The organism is Roseivivax sp. THAF197b, from assembly GCF_009363255.1.
Lineage (GTDB): Bacteria > Pseudomonadota > Alphaproteobacteria > Rhodobacterales > Rhodobacteraceae > Roseivivax.
On sequence record NZ_CP045318.1, the window covers coordinates 2,743,491 to 2,762,311 of the forward strand.

The 18,821-nt window shown below is 64.8% G+C and carries 17 protein-coding genes; 11 read left to right on the forward strand and 6 right to left on the reverse strand.

What is annotated here, in order from left to right; genetic code table 11:
• Positions 1-96: 96 nt before the first annotated feature.
• The gene (locus FIV09_RS13130) at positions 97-2,103 is read right to left on the reverse strand and encodes an enoyl-CoA hydratase-related protein (RefSeq protein ID WP_152450461.1); all 2,007 of its coding nucleotides are present in this window, start codon (positions 2,101-2,103) and stop codon (positions 97-99) included.
• A gap of 227 nt (positions 2,104-2,330) precedes the next feature.
• On the opposite strand from FIV09_RS13130, the gene FIV09_RS13135 reads away from it, so the two are divergent.
• The 3 genes from FIV09_RS13135 to FIV09_RS13145 are packed head-to-tail and all read left to right on the forward strand — an operon-like array spanning position 2,331 to position 3,634.
• Complete coding sequence (locus tag FIV09_RS13135) at positions 2,331-2,756, forward strand: YeeE/YedE family protein (protein ID WP_152450462.1); 426 nt, start codon at positions 2,331-2,333, stop codon at positions 2,754-2,756.
• On the forward strand, positions 2,756-3,190 hold the full coding sequence (locus tag FIV09_RS13140; protein ID WP_371417705.1) for a DUF6691 family protein: 435 nt from the start codon (positions 2,756-2,758) through the stop codon (positions 3,188-3,190). The genes FIV09_RS13135 and FIV09_RS13140 overlap by 1 nt, the downstream gene beginning before the upstream one ends.
• 9 nt (positions 3,191-3,199) lie before the next feature.
• Entirely contained in the window at positions 3,200-3,634 is a 435-nt protein-coding gene (locus tag FIV09_RS13145; RefSeq protein ID WP_152450466.1) for a TIGR01244 family sulfur transferase, read from the forward strand.
• A 125-nt stretch (positions 3,635-3,759) separates the two neighbouring features.
• Here the strand turns inward: FIV09_RS13145 and FIV09_RS13150 are convergent, their stop codons facing one another.
• From FIV09_RS13150 to FIV09_RS13170, 5 genes are all read right to left on the reverse strand, one after another.
• Complete coding sequence (locus FIV09_RS13150; RefSeq protein ID WP_172975729.1) at positions 3,760-4,941, reverse strand: FliM/FliN family flagellar motor switch protein; 1,182 nt, start codon at positions 4,939-4,941, stop codon at positions 3,760-3,762.
• A 68-nt stretch (positions 4,942-5,009) separates the two neighbouring features.
• Positions 5,010-7,694 carry a sensor histidine kinase gene (locus FIV09_RS13155; RefSeq protein WP_152450470.1) on the reverse strand — a complete coding sequence of 895 codons (2,685 nt, stop codon included), beginning with the start codon at positions 7,692-7,694 and terminating at the stop codon, positions 5,010-5,012.
• Complete coding sequence (locus tag FIV09_RS13160) at positions 7,691-7,972, reverse strand: hypothetical protein (RefSeq protein ID WP_152450472.1); 282 nt, start codon at positions 7,970-7,972, stop codon at positions 7,691-7,693. The genes FIV09_RS13155 and FIV09_RS13160 overlap by 4 nt, the downstream gene beginning before the upstream one ends.
• A complete protein-coding gene (locus FIV09_RS13165) occupies positions 7,969-8,340 on the reverse strand; it encodes a response regulator transcription factor (RefSeq protein ID WP_152450474.1) in 372 nt (123 codons plus the stop codon). The genes FIV09_RS13160 and FIV09_RS13165 overlap by 4 nt, the downstream gene beginning before the upstream one ends.
• Before the next feature lie 90 nt (positions 8,341-8,430).
• Positions 8,431-9,816 carry a helix-turn-helix domain-containing protein gene (locus FIV09_RS13170; RefSeq protein ID WP_152450476.1) on the reverse strand — a complete coding sequence of 462 codons (1,386 nt, stop codon included), beginning with the start codon at positions 9,814-9,816 and terminating at the stop codon, positions 8,431-8,433.
• Positions 9,817-10,033: 217 nt separating this feature from the next.
• Here FIV09_RS13170 and FIV09_RS13175 point away from each other — a divergent pair, with 217 nt between their 5' ends.
• From FIV09_RS13175 to accB, 8 genes are all read left to right on the forward strand, one after another.
• A complete protein-coding gene (locus FIV09_RS13175; protein ID WP_152450478.1) occupies positions 10,034-11,398 on the forward strand; it encodes a substrate-binding protein in 1,365 nt (454 codons plus the stop codon).
• Between the two features lie 129 nt (positions 11,399-11,527).
• A complete protein-coding gene (locus FIV09_RS13180) occupies positions 11,528-12,559 on the forward strand; it encodes a branched-chain amino acid ABC transporter permease (protein WP_152450480.1) in 1,032 nt (343 codons plus the stop codon).
• A 4-nt stretch (positions 12,560-12,563) separates the two neighbouring features.
• Complete coding sequence (locus FIV09_RS13185; protein WP_152450482.1) at positions 12,564-13,766, forward strand: branched-chain amino acid ABC transporter permease; 1,203 nt, start codon at positions 12,564-12,566, stop codon at positions 13,764-13,766.
• Between the two features lie 10 nt (positions 13,767-13,776).
• Entirely contained in the window at positions 13,777-14,532 is a 756-nt protein-coding gene (locus FIV09_RS13190; RefSeq protein WP_152450483.1) for an ABC transporter ATP-binding protein, read from the forward strand.
• Positions 14,533-14,615: 83 nt separating this feature from the next.
• Positions 14,616-15,371, forward strand: a complete 756-nt coding sequence (locus tag FIV09_RS13195) for an ABC transporter ATP-binding protein (protein ID WP_152450485.1) — start codon at positions 14,616-14,618, stop codon at positions 15,369-15,371.
• A 217-nt stretch (positions 15,372-15,588) separates the two neighbouring features.
• Positions 15,589-17,550, forward strand: coding sequence for an acetate--CoA ligase (gene acs / locus FIV09_RS13200; RefSeq protein ID WP_152450486.1), 1,962 nt, complete (start codon positions 15,589-15,591; stop codon positions 17,548-17,550).
• A gap of 197 nt (positions 17,551-17,747) precedes the next feature.
• Positions 17,748-18,164 carry a hypothetical protein gene (locus tag FIV09_RS13205; protein WP_152455676.1) on the forward strand — a complete coding sequence of 139 codons (417 nt, stop codon included), beginning with the start codon at positions 17,748-17,750 and terminating at the stop codon, positions 18,162-18,164.
• 162 nt (positions 18,165-18,326) lie between these two features.
• Positions 18,327-18,818 (forward strand): acetyl-CoA carboxylase biotin carboxyl carrier protein, encoded by a 492-nt coding sequence (gene accB, locus FIV09_RS13210; protein ID WP_152450490.1) that lies wholly within the window; start codon positions 18,327-18,329, stop codon positions 18,816-18,818.
• The last annotated feature ends 3 nt before the right edge of the window (positions 18,819-18,821 follow it).

Sequence of the window (18,821 nt, forward strand, 5' to 3'; positions counted from 1 at the left end):
TTTGTTGTCTTCGCGGCGCTCTTACAAGACGCGGAACGCCACGGCAAAACCTGTCTGACGCGACGTCCGGAGCGCGCGGACGGGCCGCCTGGGGCCTCAGCCGTTCAGATCGCCGAAGCGCTTGCCGTTCTTCACCAGCTCCGCCCAGACGGGATGCGGATGCCAGAGCCGGGTATCGGGGTGATCCACGCCTTCGAGGATGCGTTTGACGTGGAACAGACCGGCCCGGTCGGCGGCCATCATCGGCCCGCCCAGCCAGCGCGGAAAGGCCTCGCCGAGATGCATCGCGATGTCGATCTCGTAGGGACGCGCGACGCTTCGGCGTTGCAGCATGGCGGCCCCCTCATTGGCCAGGACCGCCAGCAGCAGCTCCGTGATCTCCTCGACGCTGCGGGGCGACCGTGCGGGCGGGCGCATGTCATCAAGCAGTTTCAGCACGGACGGGTCGGGCCGCATGCCCGATTGCTGATGCAGGTAGAACCCGCGTCCTGCCTCAAGCCCCTGTCGTCCGGTCTGGGCCACGACCGCAGACCAGTTGCGCGCGCCCTCGACCCGTTTCTCATTGGCGAAGTCCGCAAGCCCTCTCAGATCGCGCGTCTCGAAGGGCGGGCGCGGCCACCCCATGCGACGGACCGCGAGATCGATGGAATACGGATCTTCCCCCATGTCGATCAGCGCGTCCGCGGCCGCGTGCAGAGTGCTCATCATCCGCTCGGTCACACCCGGACCGCGCGTGACGACCGCAAGCGGCAGCTTTCCCAGCCGACGCACAAGGGCACGCGCGGTGCGCACCTCGTCCTCCGATGCCTCGGACCCGATGAGTACTTCGGCGAAATTCGACGTGCCAATCGGTGTGGCGAGACGCAGGTCCACATGGGTCACCGGATCAGGAAAGAGCTTCAGTCGCGGCGCCCCCTCAGGCAGCGGCACCGCGCCCTGTCCGCGTGCGGCGATGATCGCGGCACTGACATTCTCCGCCATCTTGTGGCTTTCACCCAGCGTCAGCCGATCGAGCAGGTTGCGCAGCGCCTTATCCGTCACGGCCCCGCGCGCCTTCTTGGCCGTCAGAACCTCGGTGACCTCGGCCATGCCCGCGCGCAATTTCGTGGGATCGCGCGTGCCCCATTGGACGGTTAGCCCGTGTTCCAGCGCGCGAATGACGACCTGTGTCGCAAGCGGCCCCCCGCCCAGAACCGCGATGCGGGCATCCGGTCTGAGGCGCGCGGCTTCCTGCGCGGCCCCCGACAGAAGCCGCCGTTCGGCAAGGAAGATGTGGCGCAAGGCCTGCGACTGCTCGCTTCCGGCCAGCTCAAAATACGCTGCCTCCTCGCGGGCGAGCCCGGCCTCGAACGGCAATAGCTGCGCGGCCTCCACGCAATCGAGGATGGCGTGGCGCGCCCGCTCGGGATGGTTTTCGAGACGCTGCCGCCGCTCCGCGATGGCGGCCTGGAACGCCATCGGATCGCGCAGACCGGCCATGGCGGCGTTGCTCGGACGGGGGCCCGAGCCTGCATCCTTCAAGGCGGCGCAAAACCGATGCGTTGCACCGCGCAGATCCTCGGCGACCACGGCATCGAAGAGGGCGCGGACCGGGGGCCGCGCCACGGGAACAGGACGGCCGCCCAGCAGCAGATCCAGCGCAGGCCCTGCCCCCAGAAGCCGCGGCAGTCGCTGGGTCGTGCCCGCATGCGGCAGAAGGCCCATCTGCACATCCGGAAAGGCGATCTGCGCGCCCGCCTGCGCCAGACGGTAATGCGATGCGAGAACGATCTCGGCCCCGCCGGAAAACGCCATGCCCTGAATGGCCGCGACCACAGGCTTGGGAGACGTTTCGATCTGCGCGCAGAGCGCAAGCAGCGAGGGCGCGGCATCGGACGCCTTGCGCGACTTCGGGCTGCGCGTTTCGGAGAAATCAAAGCCGGTGCAGAAATCGCGGCCCGCTGCAATCAGCAGGATCGTGGCTATATCGGGATCGGACAGCGCGGCAGACAGCGCTGTGCTCAGCTCCGCCCGCAGATCAGCCGAGATGACATTCGCCGGCGGGTTCGAGATCTCGAGGATCGCGATCCCGTCCGAAAATTGCCGATGCACGAGATCCGGCATCGTGTTGCCCTTTGTCCGATCGTGGTCAGCCGAAGGACTGCCACTGCCTGCCCGATCCGGACTTGTGCCGGAATTTCAGGCATTAGACGAAATTATCCACAGGCCGGCAAGCACTGCGCCATCGCGAATACGTTGGGACGGCAAAGCGAGTCCCTCTTGCAATACATTCACTTTTTTATATATGTTCTCGAACTGAGATTTCGGGGCATCAAATAAAAGGACAGACCATGCCGACAGACTGGATCATGGGATTGCTGGGCGGTGGGCTCATCGGCCTTGGGGGCGCGGTGTTTCTGCTGATGAACGGACGCGTCATGGGCGCGTCCGGGCTGATTGGCGGGCTCGTCGATGGCTCCGGGCGCGGCAATGCCGGAGAGCGGATCGCCTTCCTGGCAGGCACGGCGGGCGTGCCGTTCCTGCTCGCGCTGATCTTCGGGGGCGTCGATAACCACCTGACGGAAAACGTCATTCTGCTGGTTCTGGCGGGTCTCCTCGTGGGCGTGGGCACCCGTATCGCCAATGGCTGCACCTCGGGACACGGGGTGTGCGGCATCTCGCGCCTGTCGCTGCGCGGGATCGTGGCGACCTGTTTCTACATTCTCGCAGGCGGCGTCACGATCGCGCTCCTGCGTCACGGCCTGGGGGTGATGTGATGCGCATGGTTTTTGCTTTGATCGCGGGCGGATTGTTCGGCGCCGGGTTGTATATCTCGGGCATGACCGACACGGCGAAGGTGCAGGGCTGGCTCGATGTGTTCGGCGCCTGGGATCCGACACTGGCCTTCGTGATGGGCGGGGCCATCGTGCCCATGGCTATCGCCTGGCAGATCGCGGCCCGCCGCGCGGCCCCCGTGACAGGCGGCAGCTTTCCCGCCCCGCCCGAGCCGCGCCTCGGCCGGAATCTGGTTCTGGGATCGGTGCTGTTCGGCATGGGCTGGGGGCTTGTCGGACTGTGCCCCGGGCCGGTCATCGCCTCGCTGAGCTATGGAGGGCCGGGCGTCTGGATCTTCCTCGCGGCAATGCTCGCAGGCATGGCTGCCGCGCCATTCCTGCGCCGCCGTCTGGACAGCGCCCTTCCGGCGGAATAGGCAAGGGATATGGAACCGCGCCAAATCACCGACCGCTATTTCGTCTCGCCGCAGATCGACCCCGAGGATATCGCGGCGATCCGCGACGCGGGCTTCACCCGCGTGATCTGCAACCGCCCCGATGCGGAGGTCCCGCCGAGCCATCAGGCCGCGGCGATCGGCGCTGCGGCGGAAGCGGTCGGGCTCGACTTCGAGGTCCTGCCGCTGACCCACCAGACCATGACGCCCGAAAATGTCGCGGCGCAGGCCACTTTGGTGGCTGACGCCCCCGGCAAGGTCCTGGCCTATTGCGCCTCGGGCACGCGCTGCACGGTCATCTGGGCGCTGTCCCGCGCGGGCGAGGAGCCCGTGGACGACATTCTCTCCAAGGCGGCGGCAGGCGGCTACGATCTTGGCGGTCTGCGCCCCACGCTTGAGGCGATGGCAGCCCAATCCAAGAGCTGACATTCCTTTCCGGATTGGTCGACACATCTGGGACGTGCGGCCTGCAAGCTCATAAGGCGCTAGGTCGTTTGCCCCCTCTACTGCAATCCAAAGCCGGGATGCGACCGCGCGGGCGGCGCGTCCCGTCATTTCTGCATCGGAAAATCGGGCAAATCCGGCAGATCGGGTAAATCCGGCAGATCGGCAAAATCGGTCGGCAGGCCCGCAGTGCTGTCAAAGGCCGGTGCCGCGGACAGGTCGTCCAGCTCGGGGATGTCGGGCAGGTCCATGATGGGAGAGGCGATATCGGGCTGGCCGGGCGCGTCCATCGCAGGCTCCGCAGCATCGACCATCTGCTGGAAATCGAGGGGTGGCGCGGCGGCGGCTGCGTCCATCCCCAATGCGGCCCCCATGGCCCCCTGCCCCGCGACCAGATCGTCGAGCTTGCCGGGGCTTGCCGCACGGCCCAAGCGCAACGCCCGCTGCCCGTTCATTTGACCCAACGTGCCCTCGGCGATGGGCTGCCCGCCCGCCGCGCAAATCTCCGTCCGGGTCAGCGCATCACGCGGCAGGTTCAGGCGCGTGCCGATGTCCAGCGCCTCGACGTCCTTGAGCGACAGGGTCAGACGACACAGAACCGCATCGAGCTGCGCAGGCAGGGTCATCATCAATTGGCTGTGGCGCGGGCTGGCAGGCTCCGCGTCCTCGTCTTCCTCGCCCGTTTCCTCGGGCCGTTCGGGAAAGGCCAGCGTCATCTGACCGGTGCGACACCCGCCGCCCAGATCGACCTCCATCCGAAAGAGGGTGTAGAACGCCGCCTCCATGAGCGTGCCCGCGACGCGCGCCGTCTCGACCCGGGCGCCGAAGCGGAACTCCGCCACCTGGTGCCGCAAGGGATGCGCGGCCAAGAGCCTTGCGAAATTCTCGAGCCCCTGATCCAGAAGCGGTGCGGTCATCGCCGCATCCGTCGCGGTGAAAGTCCGCTCCTCCGGCTCCATAGCGCTGATCGTGCCGAAGGTCTGCACCTCCGTCAGCCCGGCCACCAGCCCCCCGTCGATCAGCGCAAAGCCCGGCTGGCCATCCGGCCCGTCAAGCAGCACGATCATGCCGCCTGTGCCCAACATGGCCTCGCACCCGGCCTGGTCGATCCGGGATTGCCGCACCTCGCGCGCCAGGAAGGCCAGGTTCCAATGCGTTTCCGCCGCGCGGGTCAGCGCCCGGTTCAGCGCTTTTTCGGGCGACATGCCATGGGCCTCGAACGCACGGCGACCGAGCGACGCCTTGCGACGCAGCACATCCATGTTTTCGGCGTTTCGCGCGTCGTCCATTGTCGGTCCCATACCCCTGACTACCCGGGGTTATGGGGCCCTTTGGTTACCATTTCCTTGATTTGTGGTCATTCCGCCGCAAGTGCCGCGTCACGCGGAAGGGTGACCCGGAACGCGCCCCCGCCTTCGCCGGGCAGATAGGCGATGGTGCCGCCGAGCCGCTCCATGATCTGGCGACAGATCGCAAGGCCAAGGCCCGCGCCGCCTGCCTTCTGGTCGGAAATGCGGGAGAATTTCTCGAAGATCATGTCGCGCGATTCCTCCGGCACGCCCGCCCCATTATCGATGAAATCGATGCAGAGCGTATCGCCGAGGTCCCGCACCCGGATCGTCAACGCGGGCGCCTCCGCCTCGCAATACTTGCGCGCATTCGCGATAAGATTGATGAAAACCTGCGCCAGGCGATCAAGATCGGTATGCAGCTTCACCACTTCGGAAACGTGGTTGCGGTGGATACGCAGGCCTCCTGCCTCGCCCGCCGCGGCCGCCGCCAGCGCGCGGTCGATCACGTCGCTCAGCGCCCCTTCGCGCAGGTTGAGGCTGACCCGGCCGTTCTCCATCACCGACAGATCGAGGATATCGTCGAGAAGCCGCGTCAGGCGAATCGTCTCGTCGTGGATGATGGAGGCGAACTTGGACTGTTCGGCATCCGACAGGCTGTCCTGATCGCGCAAGATCTCCGAAAAGGCACGGATCGACGACATCGGCGTGCGCAGCTCGTGGCTGATCTGACTGAGAAAGGCGTCCTTCTGCACCGACAGGCGCGTCAGCTTCCGGTTGGCCTCGCGCAATTGGCCGGCAGTGCGCGACAGCTCCGTCGATTGCGCCTCGAGGCGGGCGGAATATTCCATGAGCTGCGCGGATTCGTCCGCAACGGCCATCAGGTCCTGCACCGACACGGAGGTTCCGCCGACGATCTGACCGACCATGGCGTGTGCTGTCGCGGCCCCGACCGATCCTGCAAGCTCACGCTCGAGCGTTTCGAGAAAGCCCGGCTGCGGCTCCGGCAGATCGCCCTTGAGGCCCATGCGCCGGGCCTCGCGCCGAAACAGCGCGATGGCCTCCTCGGAGCCGAGAATGCGCTGCGACATGATCAGCAGATCCTCGGTCTGCGCAACACCCGCCGACCAGCTGCGCGGCCCGCCCGAATGCTGGAAGATATTGACGAATTGCGCGCCCTGCAGCCGCTCCACCGGGATGGGAAAGCTGCAGACCGAGCCCACGAAGAAGGCCAGCGTGTTCAGCGACACCGACCAGAAAAGCGCATGCAGGAACGGGTCCATGTCGCGCAGGCCGAACAGGGCCTGCGGGGCCAGCCACCCGATCCCGAACGGCCCCGAGGCCATCATCTCGGAGGAGAAGATGACCGGGCCGAAAGAAGGCAGGAACAGCGTGTAAGCCCACAGGGTCGCGCCCGTCATGATCCCGGCCATCGCCCCGAGCCGTGTCGCCCCCCGCCAGAAGATGCCGCCCAGCATGGAAGGCAGAACCTGCACCGCGCCCACGAAGGAGATGATCCCGATGGAGGCAAGCGCCGTACCGCCCCCCGAGAGCGCGTAGTAGAAATAGCCCAGCAGAACGACCGACACGATGGAGACGCGCCGTGCCGTCAGCACGACATGGCGCACATCGCCCGACATCGAGGCGCGTCCGCCCGCGAGCCGCAGCCAGAGCGGCATGACGATATGGTTCGACACCATCGTCGAAACCGCGATGGCCGCCACGATGACCATCGATGTGGCCGAGGAGAAGCCGCCGAGAAAGGACAGGACCGCAAGGCTGACCTGGCCCTCCGACAGCGGCAGCGTAACGACGAAGAGGTCCGGATTGGCGCCTGCGGGCAGAAGATCGAGACCGGTCGCGGCAATAGGCACGACGAAGATCGACATCAGAAGCAGATAAAGCGGGAAGGCCCAGCTTGCTGTGCGCAGGTGATCCTCGTCCGCGGCCTCCACGACGAGGACCTGAAACATGCGCGGCAGGCAGATGAAGGCCGCCGCCGACAGGAAGATCAGGCCCGCCCAGCGCCCGCCATGGACGTCCCATGCGCGCAGGGGCGACGCCTCGATCCGGGCAAGCGTCTCGGAGATGCCACCCGAAAGGCCCCAGACCACGAAGACGCCCACCGCCATCAGCGCGAAGAGCTTGACCACCGCCTCGACCGCGATGGCCATGACGACGCCGTGGTGCCGCTCGTTCGCATCGAGGTTGCGGGTGCCGAAGATCACCGTGAAAAGCGCAAGGCCCATGGCGACGATGAAGGCCGAATTGGCGCTTGGCGCCGATCCCGCCGCCTCTGAGGCGGCTCCGCTGAACACCTCGAATGACACGGTCACGGATTGAAGCTGCAGCGCGATATAGGGCGTCGTGGCCGTCACTGACAGCAGGGTCACACTGATCGCAAGCAGGTTCGACTTTCCAAAGCGTGACGAGACCAGATCCGCCACCGACGTGATCCGCTGGGACCGTCCGATCCGCACGAGCTTGCGCAGGATCCACCACCAGCCGATCATCACGAGGCTCGGCCCGATATAGATCGTCAGGTATTCGAGCCCGCTGCGCGCCGCCGATCCGACCGCGCCATAGAAGGTCCAGGCGGTACAATACACGGACAGCGACAGGGTGTAAACCAAGGGCGAGCGCAACCAGCCGCCCCGTCCGCGCCGGGCAGACCGGTCGGCGAAGAAGGCCACCGCGAAGAGCAGAACCACATAGGCGAGGCAGATCGCCACAAGCCCGTTGAACGAGATCATTCCTGGCTCCGCTCAGCCTCGGCGGCGTCGCCCGCGGTCAGCTTGCGCGACAGGATCGCGCCGATCACGATCAGCAGGACCCAGACCGTGAACATGTAGATCAGGGCCTGGCTCATCGGCGGGCCATCCTCGGATCCGCGCGGCCAGAGCAGCGGGATCAGCCAGGCAAAGGCGCCGATCACGGGCAGGATCCGCGCGGCGTCCTGAAGGCGCCTGCGGCGATAGGTGCGCCTTTCGAAGAAGACCGGCGAGACCGGCCGGTCGTCGGGATCGCTCATGACGCCGGGGCCAGCGCCCGCACGGCGTCCAGCACCTCGCTGTTGGAGAAGGGCTTGGTCATGAACTGGCTCGCCCCCGCCTGTTCGGCCAGTTCGCGATCCTTGGACTGGCCGCGCGCGGTCAGCATCAGCACGGGCAGACCGGCCAGGCTTTCATCCGCGCGGATCTCGCGCAGGATGTCGTAGCCCGACTTGCCCGGCAGCATCACGTCGAGGATGACCACATCCGGGCGCTCGCGGCGTGCAACCTCCGCGGCGTCCTTGCCGGATGTATGGCTTTTGACCTGCCAGCCGTCACGGGCCAGAATGAATCCGATCGCTTCGATGATATTGGGTTCATCTTCGATCAACAGCAGACGCTTTGTCATGCCAGGTGGCCTCCCCTCCGCCTAACACGCTGACTGTCGCCGAAATGTCATGCGCTGACCAGCCTCTTTCCGACAGGCGCCGCGATGCGCTCAAAATTCCTCTCGCGGGTCGCGGCCAAGGATCGAGGGTTCGCGCCGTCCCTCGCAGCCGCGTCGCGGGCAGATCCGGCAATTGACCCCGACCGGCAGGGCCTCCGGCACGAAGGCCTCGGATGTGGGGGCGACCAGCATCGTCGCCTCGTAAAGCGGTGCCCGGTCAAGTCGCGGCGGCCCGACCTGTTCCGCGATGGCATAGGCCCGGATCGGACGCGGCGGCTCGCCGGGTTGCAGAAGTGGTGCGGAAATGGGCGCGCCGGGACGGTTCAGCGCGGCATAAAGCGGCCAGAGCGGACAGCCCGCCCCGAAACGCGGCATCGGGAAATCCGCGAGCGGCTTGCGGAAGGTGAGAACGCCGGACGAGTCGCAGATCGCGAGGCCGAACCCGCCCGGCCCGTCGCCGCCCGCATTTTCCGGATCGAGCATGGCAAGCCGCCGCATCACCAGCGCGACGCCCTGCCCCAAGGCGGCCGCCAAGGCCACCGGATCGGGTCCTGTCTCGGCCAGCGCCTCGATCAGACGAGCGCGCGGCAAGGCGGCGGCATCACGGGCATAGCGCGTCAGATGTTCGGTCAGAAGCATGCGCGCCGCCTCCGATCCGCTTTGAGTCAGGGTTGCGGCAAGGCGCGCGGGCTGGGATGGGCCGTCCTGCGCCGCGCGCCCTGACGGATCGGACGGGGCCGCATGTATTGGCTGCGCCTCGCTTTCCAGCATTGGGAAGCGGAACTGTGCCTCCTCGAGGATCGCATCAAGCTCTTCCTGCGGGGCGGTGGCGGAGCTGCCGGTATCCTCGTCCGCGGCCTCCAGATACGCGACCAGCGCGCGCGACGTCTCGGCCAGCTGATCGCTGTCCTCGTAGATGTTGCGATGGAAGCGGCCCTGCCATTCGGGCGAGATATCCCCGGGCTCGGCCAGGATCGACGCGGCGGAGCGGATCGCGGTGACCCGGCTCAGCATCTCATGGAGCGAGGCTGCCAGTTGCGGATCGTGTGTCAGCCGGTCCGACAGGGTTTCGACCGCGCGCTCCAACGACTGGATGCGCCGCTGCGACCGTGCCAGAAGCGCCGCCCAGCCGGGAAAGCGGCCCGCGAACTCGTCCACACGGTCAAGCTCCGCCGTGGCGCCAAGCGGTCCCGAGGCGACCTCGCGCAGCGCGCCGATCAGCGCGGCCTCCGCCCCTTCGGTCAGCACCGACGGCTCCACCTCCAGGATACGGGCGATATCCACCAGAAGCCGTCCGCCGATTCTGCGCCGGTTATGCTCGATCAGATTCAGATAGGATGGCGAGATCTCGGCCCGCTTGGCCAATTCGGCCTGCTTGAGACCGAGGATGATGCGCCGTTCGCGGATGCGGCTGCCGGTGAGCGTGTCGCGCGCCATGAAAAAATCCTGTCCCCACAGCACCTTTCTGCGGCGCCGCATCAAATAATTTACAGACTACACCTGTATACTGTTCATTCATTGACAAAAAAAGTGAAGACACAAAGCGCGTTGTTGCCTCGTTTTCGATATCCCACTCATACTGACTTTGCACGACATGTGCGCTGCGCCACCGGCCGGAGGAAGCCGAGCGCAGTTTCAAAAAGGGAGGATTTTTATGTCCAGACACAACCTGACACGCCGTGGCGTGATCAAGACCGGCGCCGTTGCGGGCGCAGGCCTCGCGCTACCCACCTATCTCAGCGCTGCCGGCCACGAAGGCTTCACCAATGCCCCCACGGGCGACACGGTCACGCTGGGCTTCAACGTGCCCCAGTCCGGCCCTTATGCCGATGAGGGCGCCGACGAGCTGCGCGCGTTCGAGCTCGCGGTCGAGCATCTGAACGGCGAAGGCGATGGCGGCATGCTGCAGACCTTCTCCTCGAAGGCGCTGGAAGGCACCGGTATCCTCGGCAAGCGCGTCGAATACGTCACCGGCGACACGCAGACCAAGTCGGACGCGGCCCGCGCATCCGCCCGCTCGATGATCGAGAAGGACGGCGCGGTGATGATTTCCGGCGGCTCGTCCTCGGGCGTCGCGGTGGCCGTGCAGGCGCTCTGCCAGGAGGCGGGCATCATCTTCATGGCCGGTCTGACCCACTCCAACGACACGACCGGCAAGGACCGGAAGGCCAACGGCTTCCGTCACTTCTTCAACTCCTACATGTCCGGTGCCGCTCTCGCGCCGATCCTCGTCGACCAGTACGGCGCGGACCGCAAGGCCTACCACCTGACCGCAGACTACAACTGGGGCTACACCACCGAAGAGGCGATGGCCTCCTCCACGGAAGCTCTGGGCTGGGAGACCGTGAACTCGGTCAAGACGCCGCTCACCCAGACCGACTTCTCGTCCTACATCGCCCCGGTTCTGAACTCCGGCGCAGACGTTCTGGTTCTGAACCATTACGGCGGCAACATGGTCAACTCGCTGACCAACGCGGTTCAGTTCGGCCTGCGTGAGGCGGAAGCCAACGGCAAGAAGTTCGAGATCGTCGTGCCGCTCTACTCCGAGCTGATGGCACGCGGTGCGGGCCAGAACATCGCGGGCATCCTTGGCTCCCAGAACTGGGACTGGAAACTCGAGAACCAGCTGGGCGCGCGCTACACGGGCACCAATGCCTTCGTGCAGTCCTTCGGCGAAAAGTACGGCTTCCCGCCGAGCCAGGCCGCGCATACCTGCTACGTGCAGACGCTGCTCTATGCCGATGCCGTGACCCGCGCCGGCTCCTTTGCCCCCTGCGCCGTCGTCGAGGCCCTCGAAGGGTTCGAATTCGACGGCCTGGGCAATGGTCCCACCACCTACCGTGCCGACGACCACCAGTGCTTCAAGGACGTTGTCGTTGTGCGCGGCAAGGAGAACCCGGAGAACGAGTTCGACCTGGTGGAGATCGTCGAGGTCACCCCGACCGAGCAGGTCACCTACGCGCCCGATCACCCGCAATTCGCGGGCGGTTCGCTCGGCTCGTGCAACAACGGTGCATGATCCCTCGGGCCTTGCGCGCCTAGCGTGAGGCCCAGGCGCCGGGGGCGCTTCCCCGTCCCCGGCACATGATCCGACCGGACCGGACAAGTCCGGATTCAAGACATTCCACTCTGAGGGGGCTCTACAGCCATGGATCAGATAATCGTCCAAGTCCTGAACGGGCTCGACAAGGGATCGGCCTATGCGCTGATCGCGCTCGGGCTCACACTGATCTTCGGCACGCTCGGCGTCGTGAACTTCGCCCATGGTGCGCTTTTCATGCTGGGCGCGTTCTGCGCGGTCGTGTTCTCGCGCATCCTGAGCCTCAGCCACGAGGTCGTCGACGAGACGCGCACCGACTTCCTCGGCAATCCGATGAAGATCGACGTGCCCTACATGCACGATATCTTCGGGCCCGAACTGGGCGCGTCGATCATCGACTGGGCCGTGCCGCTGTCGATCCTGTTCTCCATACCGGTCATGATCGGCGTGGGCTTTGCAATGGAGCGCGGGCTGATCAAGCATTTCTACAAGCGCCCGCATGCGGACCAGATCCTCGTGACCTTCGGCCTGGCCATCGTGCTGCAGGAGATCGTCAAGGCGTTCTTCGGCGCCAACCCGATCCAGACCCCTGCCCCCGAAGCCTTCACCGGAAGCTTCGATTTCGGCGTGCTTCTGGGCTTTGATCCGCTGACGATCATGTATCCCTACTGGCGCCTCGTCTACTTCGGCTTCGCAGCCCTGATCATCGGCGCTGTCTTTGCCTTCCTGCAATTCACCACCTTCGGCATGGTTGTCCGCGCAGGCATGGCCGACCGCGAGACCGTGGGTCTTCTGGGCATCGACATCGACCGCCGCTTCACGCTGATGTTCGCCATCGCGGCCTGCGTCGCGGGCGTGGCCGGGGTGATGTACGCGCCCATCGTGGCGCCCAACTACCACATGGGCATGGACTTCCTGGTGCTGAGCTTCGTCGTGGTGGTCGTGGGCGGCATGGGCTCGCTGCCCGGCGCCGTTTTCGCAGGCTTCCTGCTCGGGGTTCTGGAGAGCTTCGCCTCGATGCCCGCCATCGTGGAGCTGCTGCCCGGCATCAACCAGATCATCATCTACCTCGTTGCGATCATCATTCTGCTGACCCGTCCGCGTGGCCTCATGGGCCGCAAGGGCGTCATGGAGGAGTAAGACCATGCTCGGTATCAAAGGTAAGGACCTGTCGGTCTTCATCCTCGTCGCGGCGCTGGCCCTGCTGGCTCCGTTCCTGCTCAACCCCTTCCCGGTGGACAGCGCCATGGCGCAGTTCAACGCGGGCTATCCCGACCTGATGCAGCGCTTCGTGATCTTCGGGATCTTCGCCATTGGCTTCAACATCCTGTTTGGGCTGACCGGGTACCTGTCCTTCGGGCACGCGGCCTTCCTCGGTGTGGGCTCCTACGCCGCGATCTGGATGATGAAGCTCGTCTCGCTCAACATCATCCCGGGCATCATCATGGCGATCGTGTTCGCGGGGCTCTTCTCGGTGCTCGTGGGCTATATCTCGCTGCGCCGGTCGGGGATCTACTTCTCGATCCTGACGCTCGCCTTCGCGCAGATGTCCTATGCACTGGCCTATTCGGTCCTGACCCCGCTCACCGGCGGCGAGACGGGCCTGCAGATCAAGCCCGGCGACAACCCGCTTCTGTCGAACATTCCCGAGGGCGAGATCGGCCGCGCGAGCCTCTTCGGGCTCGAGATGTCCGACAGTTCCATCATCCGCCTGGGCGGTTGGGAATTCACCATGAACGTAGGCTATTATGTCTGCGCCGTGGTGATGGTCCTGGCCTTCTACATGGCGATCCGCATTTTCCGCTCGCCCTTCGGGATGATGCTGCGCGCGGTCAAATCGAACCAGCAGCGGATGAACTATACCGGCCTCAACTCCAAGCCCTACACCCTCGCGGCCTTCGTGATTTCCGGCATGTATGCCGGTCTCGCAGGCGGGCTGATGGTGGCGATGGACACGCAGGTCGGTCCGGAGCGGATGTTCTGGACGGCCTCCGGCGAGGTCGTGCTCATGACGATCCTCGGCGGTGCGGGCACGCTGATTGGCCCAGTGCTCGGCGCGGGGTTCATCAAGTACATGGAAAACATCGTCTCCAAGATCAACTCGACCGTCCTGCACGAATGGTTCGCCTTCCTGCCCGACGGGATGGAGGATTTTCTCGTGACGATCTTCTACCCCTTCGTGGGCAAGGGCTGGCACCTGACGCTGGGCCTGATGTTCATGGCCGTGGTGATCTTCCTGCCCGGCGGCCTCGTCCAGGGCGGCCAGAAGCTCGCGGCGATGTTCCGCCGCAAGAAGGCCGACGACACGGATGGCGATACCGCCAACCAGAAAACCCCCGCTGAATAAGGAGCGCGACATGGGAATTCTTGAGGTCAAGAACGTCAACAAGCGCTTCGGCGGCTTGCAGGCGCTCGGCGATGTGAACCTCTCGGTCGCCGAGAACACGGTCCACGCGATTATCGGACCGAATGGCGCGGGCAAGTCCACGCTTTTGAACTGCCTCGTGGGCAAGCTGATCCCCGATACCGGGTCTGTGATGTTCGCAGGCCAGTCCGTGCTGGGGCGCAAGCCCTACGAGATCAACCAGATGGGCATCAGCCGGGTTTTCCAGACGCCCGAGATCTTCGGCGATCTCAGCGTCATGGAGAACATGATGATCCCGCTGCTGGCCAAGCGCGACGGATCGTTCCGCCTGCACGCGATCGAATCCGTCGAGGATGAGGGCGATTTGCGCGCCGAGGCCGAGCAGATGCTCGACGAGGTCAACATGCTCGACAAGCAGGATATGCACGCGGCCTCGATGTCGCGCGGCGACAAGCGGCGGCTGGAAATGGCGATGTGCCTGATCCAGCAACCCCGCCTTCTGCTCCTGGACGAGCCGACCGCGGGCATGGCGCGCGCCGACACCAACAATACGATCGAGTTGCTGAAGGAGATCAAGGAGAAGCGCGACATCACCATGTGCATCATCGAGCATGACATGCATGTGGTCTTCTCGCTTGCCGACCGGATCACGGTGCTCGCCCAGGGCACGCCGCTGGTCGAGGACACGCCCGACAAGATCAAGGGACACCCCAAGGTCAAGGAAGCCTATCTGGGCGAAGCCGCCTGATCCAAGCATAACGCGCCCCGGCCCCGCGCCGGGGCCTCCACCGCTGAGGTCCCGGATCAGGTTCGGGACGGGAGGAAAAGAAAATGAACGTCCGGCCCGATTTTTCGAAAAACGCCAACCACGCCGAGACCGCGCCCGCCTACCTGTCGGTCTGGGACATGCATTCCTATTACGGCGAAAGCTACATCGTCCAGGGCATCTCCTTCAACGTGCACGAAGGTGAGATTCTGGCCCTTTTGGGCCGCAACGGCGCGGGCAAGACGACGACGCTGCGCTCCATCGCGCGGCTGGGCGATCCGCAGGTCCAGAAGGGGGAAATCTGGCTCGATCACCAACCCCTGCACACCATGTCGTCGCATCAGGCGGCGGTCGCGGGGCTCGGCCTCGTGCCCGAGGATCGGCGCATCATCCCCGGCCTGACCGTCGAAGAGAACCTGCAATTGGCGCAGATCCAGCCGCCCATCGGCTGGTCGATCGAGCGGCTGTACGACCTGTTCCCGCGGCTGGGCGAACGCCGTCGGCAGGAAGGCGTGACCCTCTCTGGCGGCGAGCAGCAGATGCTTTCCATCGCCCGCGCGCTGGCCCGCGACATCAAGGTCCTGCTTCTGGACGAACCCTATGAGGGTCTGGCCCCCGTGATCGTCGACGAGATCGAAAAGACGCTGCGCCTGATCAAGGAGCAGGGCATGACCACGATTCTCGTCGAGCAGAACGCCGTGCGGGCGCTGCAACTGGCGGACCGGGCGATCATCCTCGACACCGGCTCCATCGTTTATGACGGAACTGCCGCCGAAGTGCTCGAAAACGAAGAGCTGCGCCACGAATACCTGGCCATCTGAATGCGGTCCGGCTTTGGTCGTCGAAAGGTCGGGGGTGCACGCTCCCGGCCTTTTTATTACACCGAAATGCGAACAATTTGAGACGAACGCGAGCCCCAACCCGTTGGAACGGCACGATTCGGGAAGTGTCGGGGGAACCGGGCTTCTGCAATTCCGCGACAGGAATGAATACAAAAGGCTCGCGGTTTTGTGGGCATATCACAGGAGGAGTGAGAACATGAGCCATCACGACCCGCATGAGACGTTTGCGCCGAGCGCGGAGACGGTATCGCGCGCGCATGTGGATGCGGCGCGCTACGAGGAGATGTATGCCCGCTCGATTTCCGATCCGGAGGGGTTCTGGGCCGAGCAGGGTCAGCGCATCGACTGGATGCGCGCGCCCACGAAGATCAAGGATGTGAACTTCGAATACGGCAATGTCTCGATCAAGTGGTACGAGGACGGCCAGCTCAACGTGGCTGCGAATTGCATCGACCGCCACCTCGAGACCCGCGGCGATCAGACCGCCATCATCTGGGAGCCCGATGACCCACAGGAGGGCGCGCAGCACATCACCTATCGCGACCTCGCGACCAATGTCTCCAAGATGGCCAACATCCTGAAGGACCAGGGCGTGGCCCGCGGCGACCGCGTGGTGATCTACCTGCCGATGATCCCCGAGGCCGCCTATGCCATGCTCGCCTGCGCGCGGATCGGCGCAATCCATTCCATCGTCTTCGCGGGCTTTTCCCCCGATGCGCTGGCGCAGCGCGTGAACGGCTCGGACGCCAAATGCGTCATCACCGCCGACGAGGCCCCGCGCGGCGGGCGCAAGACCGCGCTCAAGGCCAATGCGGACAAGGCGCTGGCGCAATGCGACGCGTCCGTCAAATGCCTTGTCGTGCGCCGCACCGGCGGCGACGTTGCCTGGGACGCGGCCCGCGACGTGGATGTGACAGCCGCCATGGCGGAGGCTTCCGCTGAATGCGCGCCCGAACCCATGGACGCCGAAGATCCCCTTTTCATCCTGTATACGAGCGGCTCGACCGGCCAGCCCAAGGGGGTTGTGCACTCAAGTGGTGGATATTTGGTTTACGCCGCCCTGACCCATGAGGTCACCTTCGATTACCATGAAGGCGACATCTATTGGTGCACCGCAGATGTTGGGTGGGTCACCGGGCACTCCTACATCATCTATGGCCCGCTCGCCAATGGCGCCACCACGCTGATGTTCGAGGGCGTGCCCACCTACCCCGATGCCAGCCGCTTCTGGCAGGTCTGCGAGAAGCACAAGGTCACCCAATTCTACACCGCACCCACGGCGATTCGCGCATTGATGGGCCAGGGCAACGATTTCGTAACGAAATGCGATCTATCCTCGCTGCGACTCCTCGGAACGGTGGGCGAACCGATCAACCCCGAGGCCTGGACCTGGTATAACGATCTGGTCGGTGGCGGGCGCTGCCCGATCGTCGATACCTGGTGGCAGACGGAAACCGGCGGGCACCTGATGACCCCCCTGCCCGGCGCGCATGCAACCAAACCCGGCGCGGCGATGAAGCCGTTCTTCGGGATCAAACCGGTCGTTCTAGAGGCCGAAAGCGGAAAGGAGATCGAGGGCAACCCCGCCGAGGGCGTGCTGGCCATCGCCGATAGCTGGCCCGGCCAGATGCGCACCGTCTGGGGCGATCACGAGCGGTTCGAGAACACCTATTTCCAGCAATACAAAGGCTATTACTTCTCGGGCGATGGCTGCCGCCGGGACGAGGACGGCGATTACTGGATCACCGGCCGGGTCGATGACGTGATCAACGTCTCGGGCCACCGGATGGGCACGGCCGAGGTGGAATCGGCGCTGGTCAGCCACGATTCCGTCGCCGAGGCCGCAGTGGTCGGCTATCCGCATGACGTGAAGGGCCAGGGCATCTATTGCTACGTGACCCTGATGTCTGGCCAGGAGCCCTCGGACGAGCTGCGCAAGGAGCTGCGCAACTGGGTCCGCCAGGAAATCGGCCCCATCGCCTCGCCCGATCTCATCCAATGGGCGCCGGGCCTGCCCAAGACCCGCTCCGGCAAGATCATGCGCCGCATCCTGCGCAAGATCGCCGAAAACGACTACGGCGCCCTGGGCGACACCTCCACCCTCGCCGAGCCCGAGGTCGTCGACGACCTCATCGAAAATCGCATGAACCGCGGGTAACCACCTCAAAATCAGAGCGACAGACGGGCCTTTCCTGGGCCCGTCATTTTTTCTCGACCGAAGCACTTAAGGCCGCGGTAACCATACAATCCGAAATCTGTAGCGGCTCCAGTGGGCTAGGTTACAATAGCCACGTTCCGACGGATATTTCCACCATTCCACAGCGCATGAATATCCGCCTGTCAAAGGAGGATCCCATGCAAATTCAGACCGATACATCTCTGGGCTCAAACACTCTCGGACATGCAGGCGCAATGGGCCGCAATACGATGAACCACGCCGAAGCGGGCGGCCCGCACGCCCTGCTTCCGAAAACAGAAGGTCAGGCGCCGACGACTTCTGCTGCCAACCCAACAGCCCAAACGCCCGCGGATATCGACGCGCTGCGCCTTTCGTCACCGACGCAATCCGACCATGTCGCGCCCCCCTCGATCATGCAATTGAAGATCGCGGCCCTCCAATTCGAGCGCGATGCAGACACAAGGGGCGGCGATATCGCCCCCGACACATCCGCGGCAAACCCTGATAATATGCCCGCGGAAGACCCGATAGGCTTCGCCTCCACGGAGCTTGCACCGAGGCCGAATGACGTGACCGCTGACACCAAATCCTGACCCAGGCCGTGCATACCGGGCCTCGGGCCTTCAGCATGGCGAAAGCTCCCATCACGCACGGACAACGGAGGCTGCTTTTCTCCCCTTCCCGCTTGGCCTATAAGCGAAGTAACGTCGCGTCCAAAGAGACCGACAGCCCAATGCGCATTGGTTGAGGATGGTATGAGCAACAAGACCCACGACTCCGACGTCGCCTTCATCGCGGCGCTCGCGGAATTGCTTCGCGAGAATGATTTGACCGAATTGCAGGTCAAACGCGAATATTCGGACAATGACAGCCTGAACGTCCGGGTGAGTCGCATGCAGCCGCAGGCCGCGCCCGCGCAAGTCGTCTCCGCACAGCCTGCCCCGGCACAATCCATGGCAACAAGCGCGCCGGCCGCGGCATCCACCGACGCGCCCGAAGATCCCGCCGCCCATCCCGGCGCGGTCCTTTCCCCGATGGTCGGTACGGTCTATCTGCAACCGGAGCCCGGCTCGCCCGCCTTCATCAAGGTCGGCGCGGAGGTTTCCGAAGGCGATACGTTGATCATCGTCGAAGCTATGAAGACGATGAACCACATCCCGGCGCCGAAATCCGGCACGGTCAAGCGCATCCTGGTCGAAGACGGCGCCCCGGTCGAGTTTGGCGCACCGCTCGTTATCATCGAGTGAGGG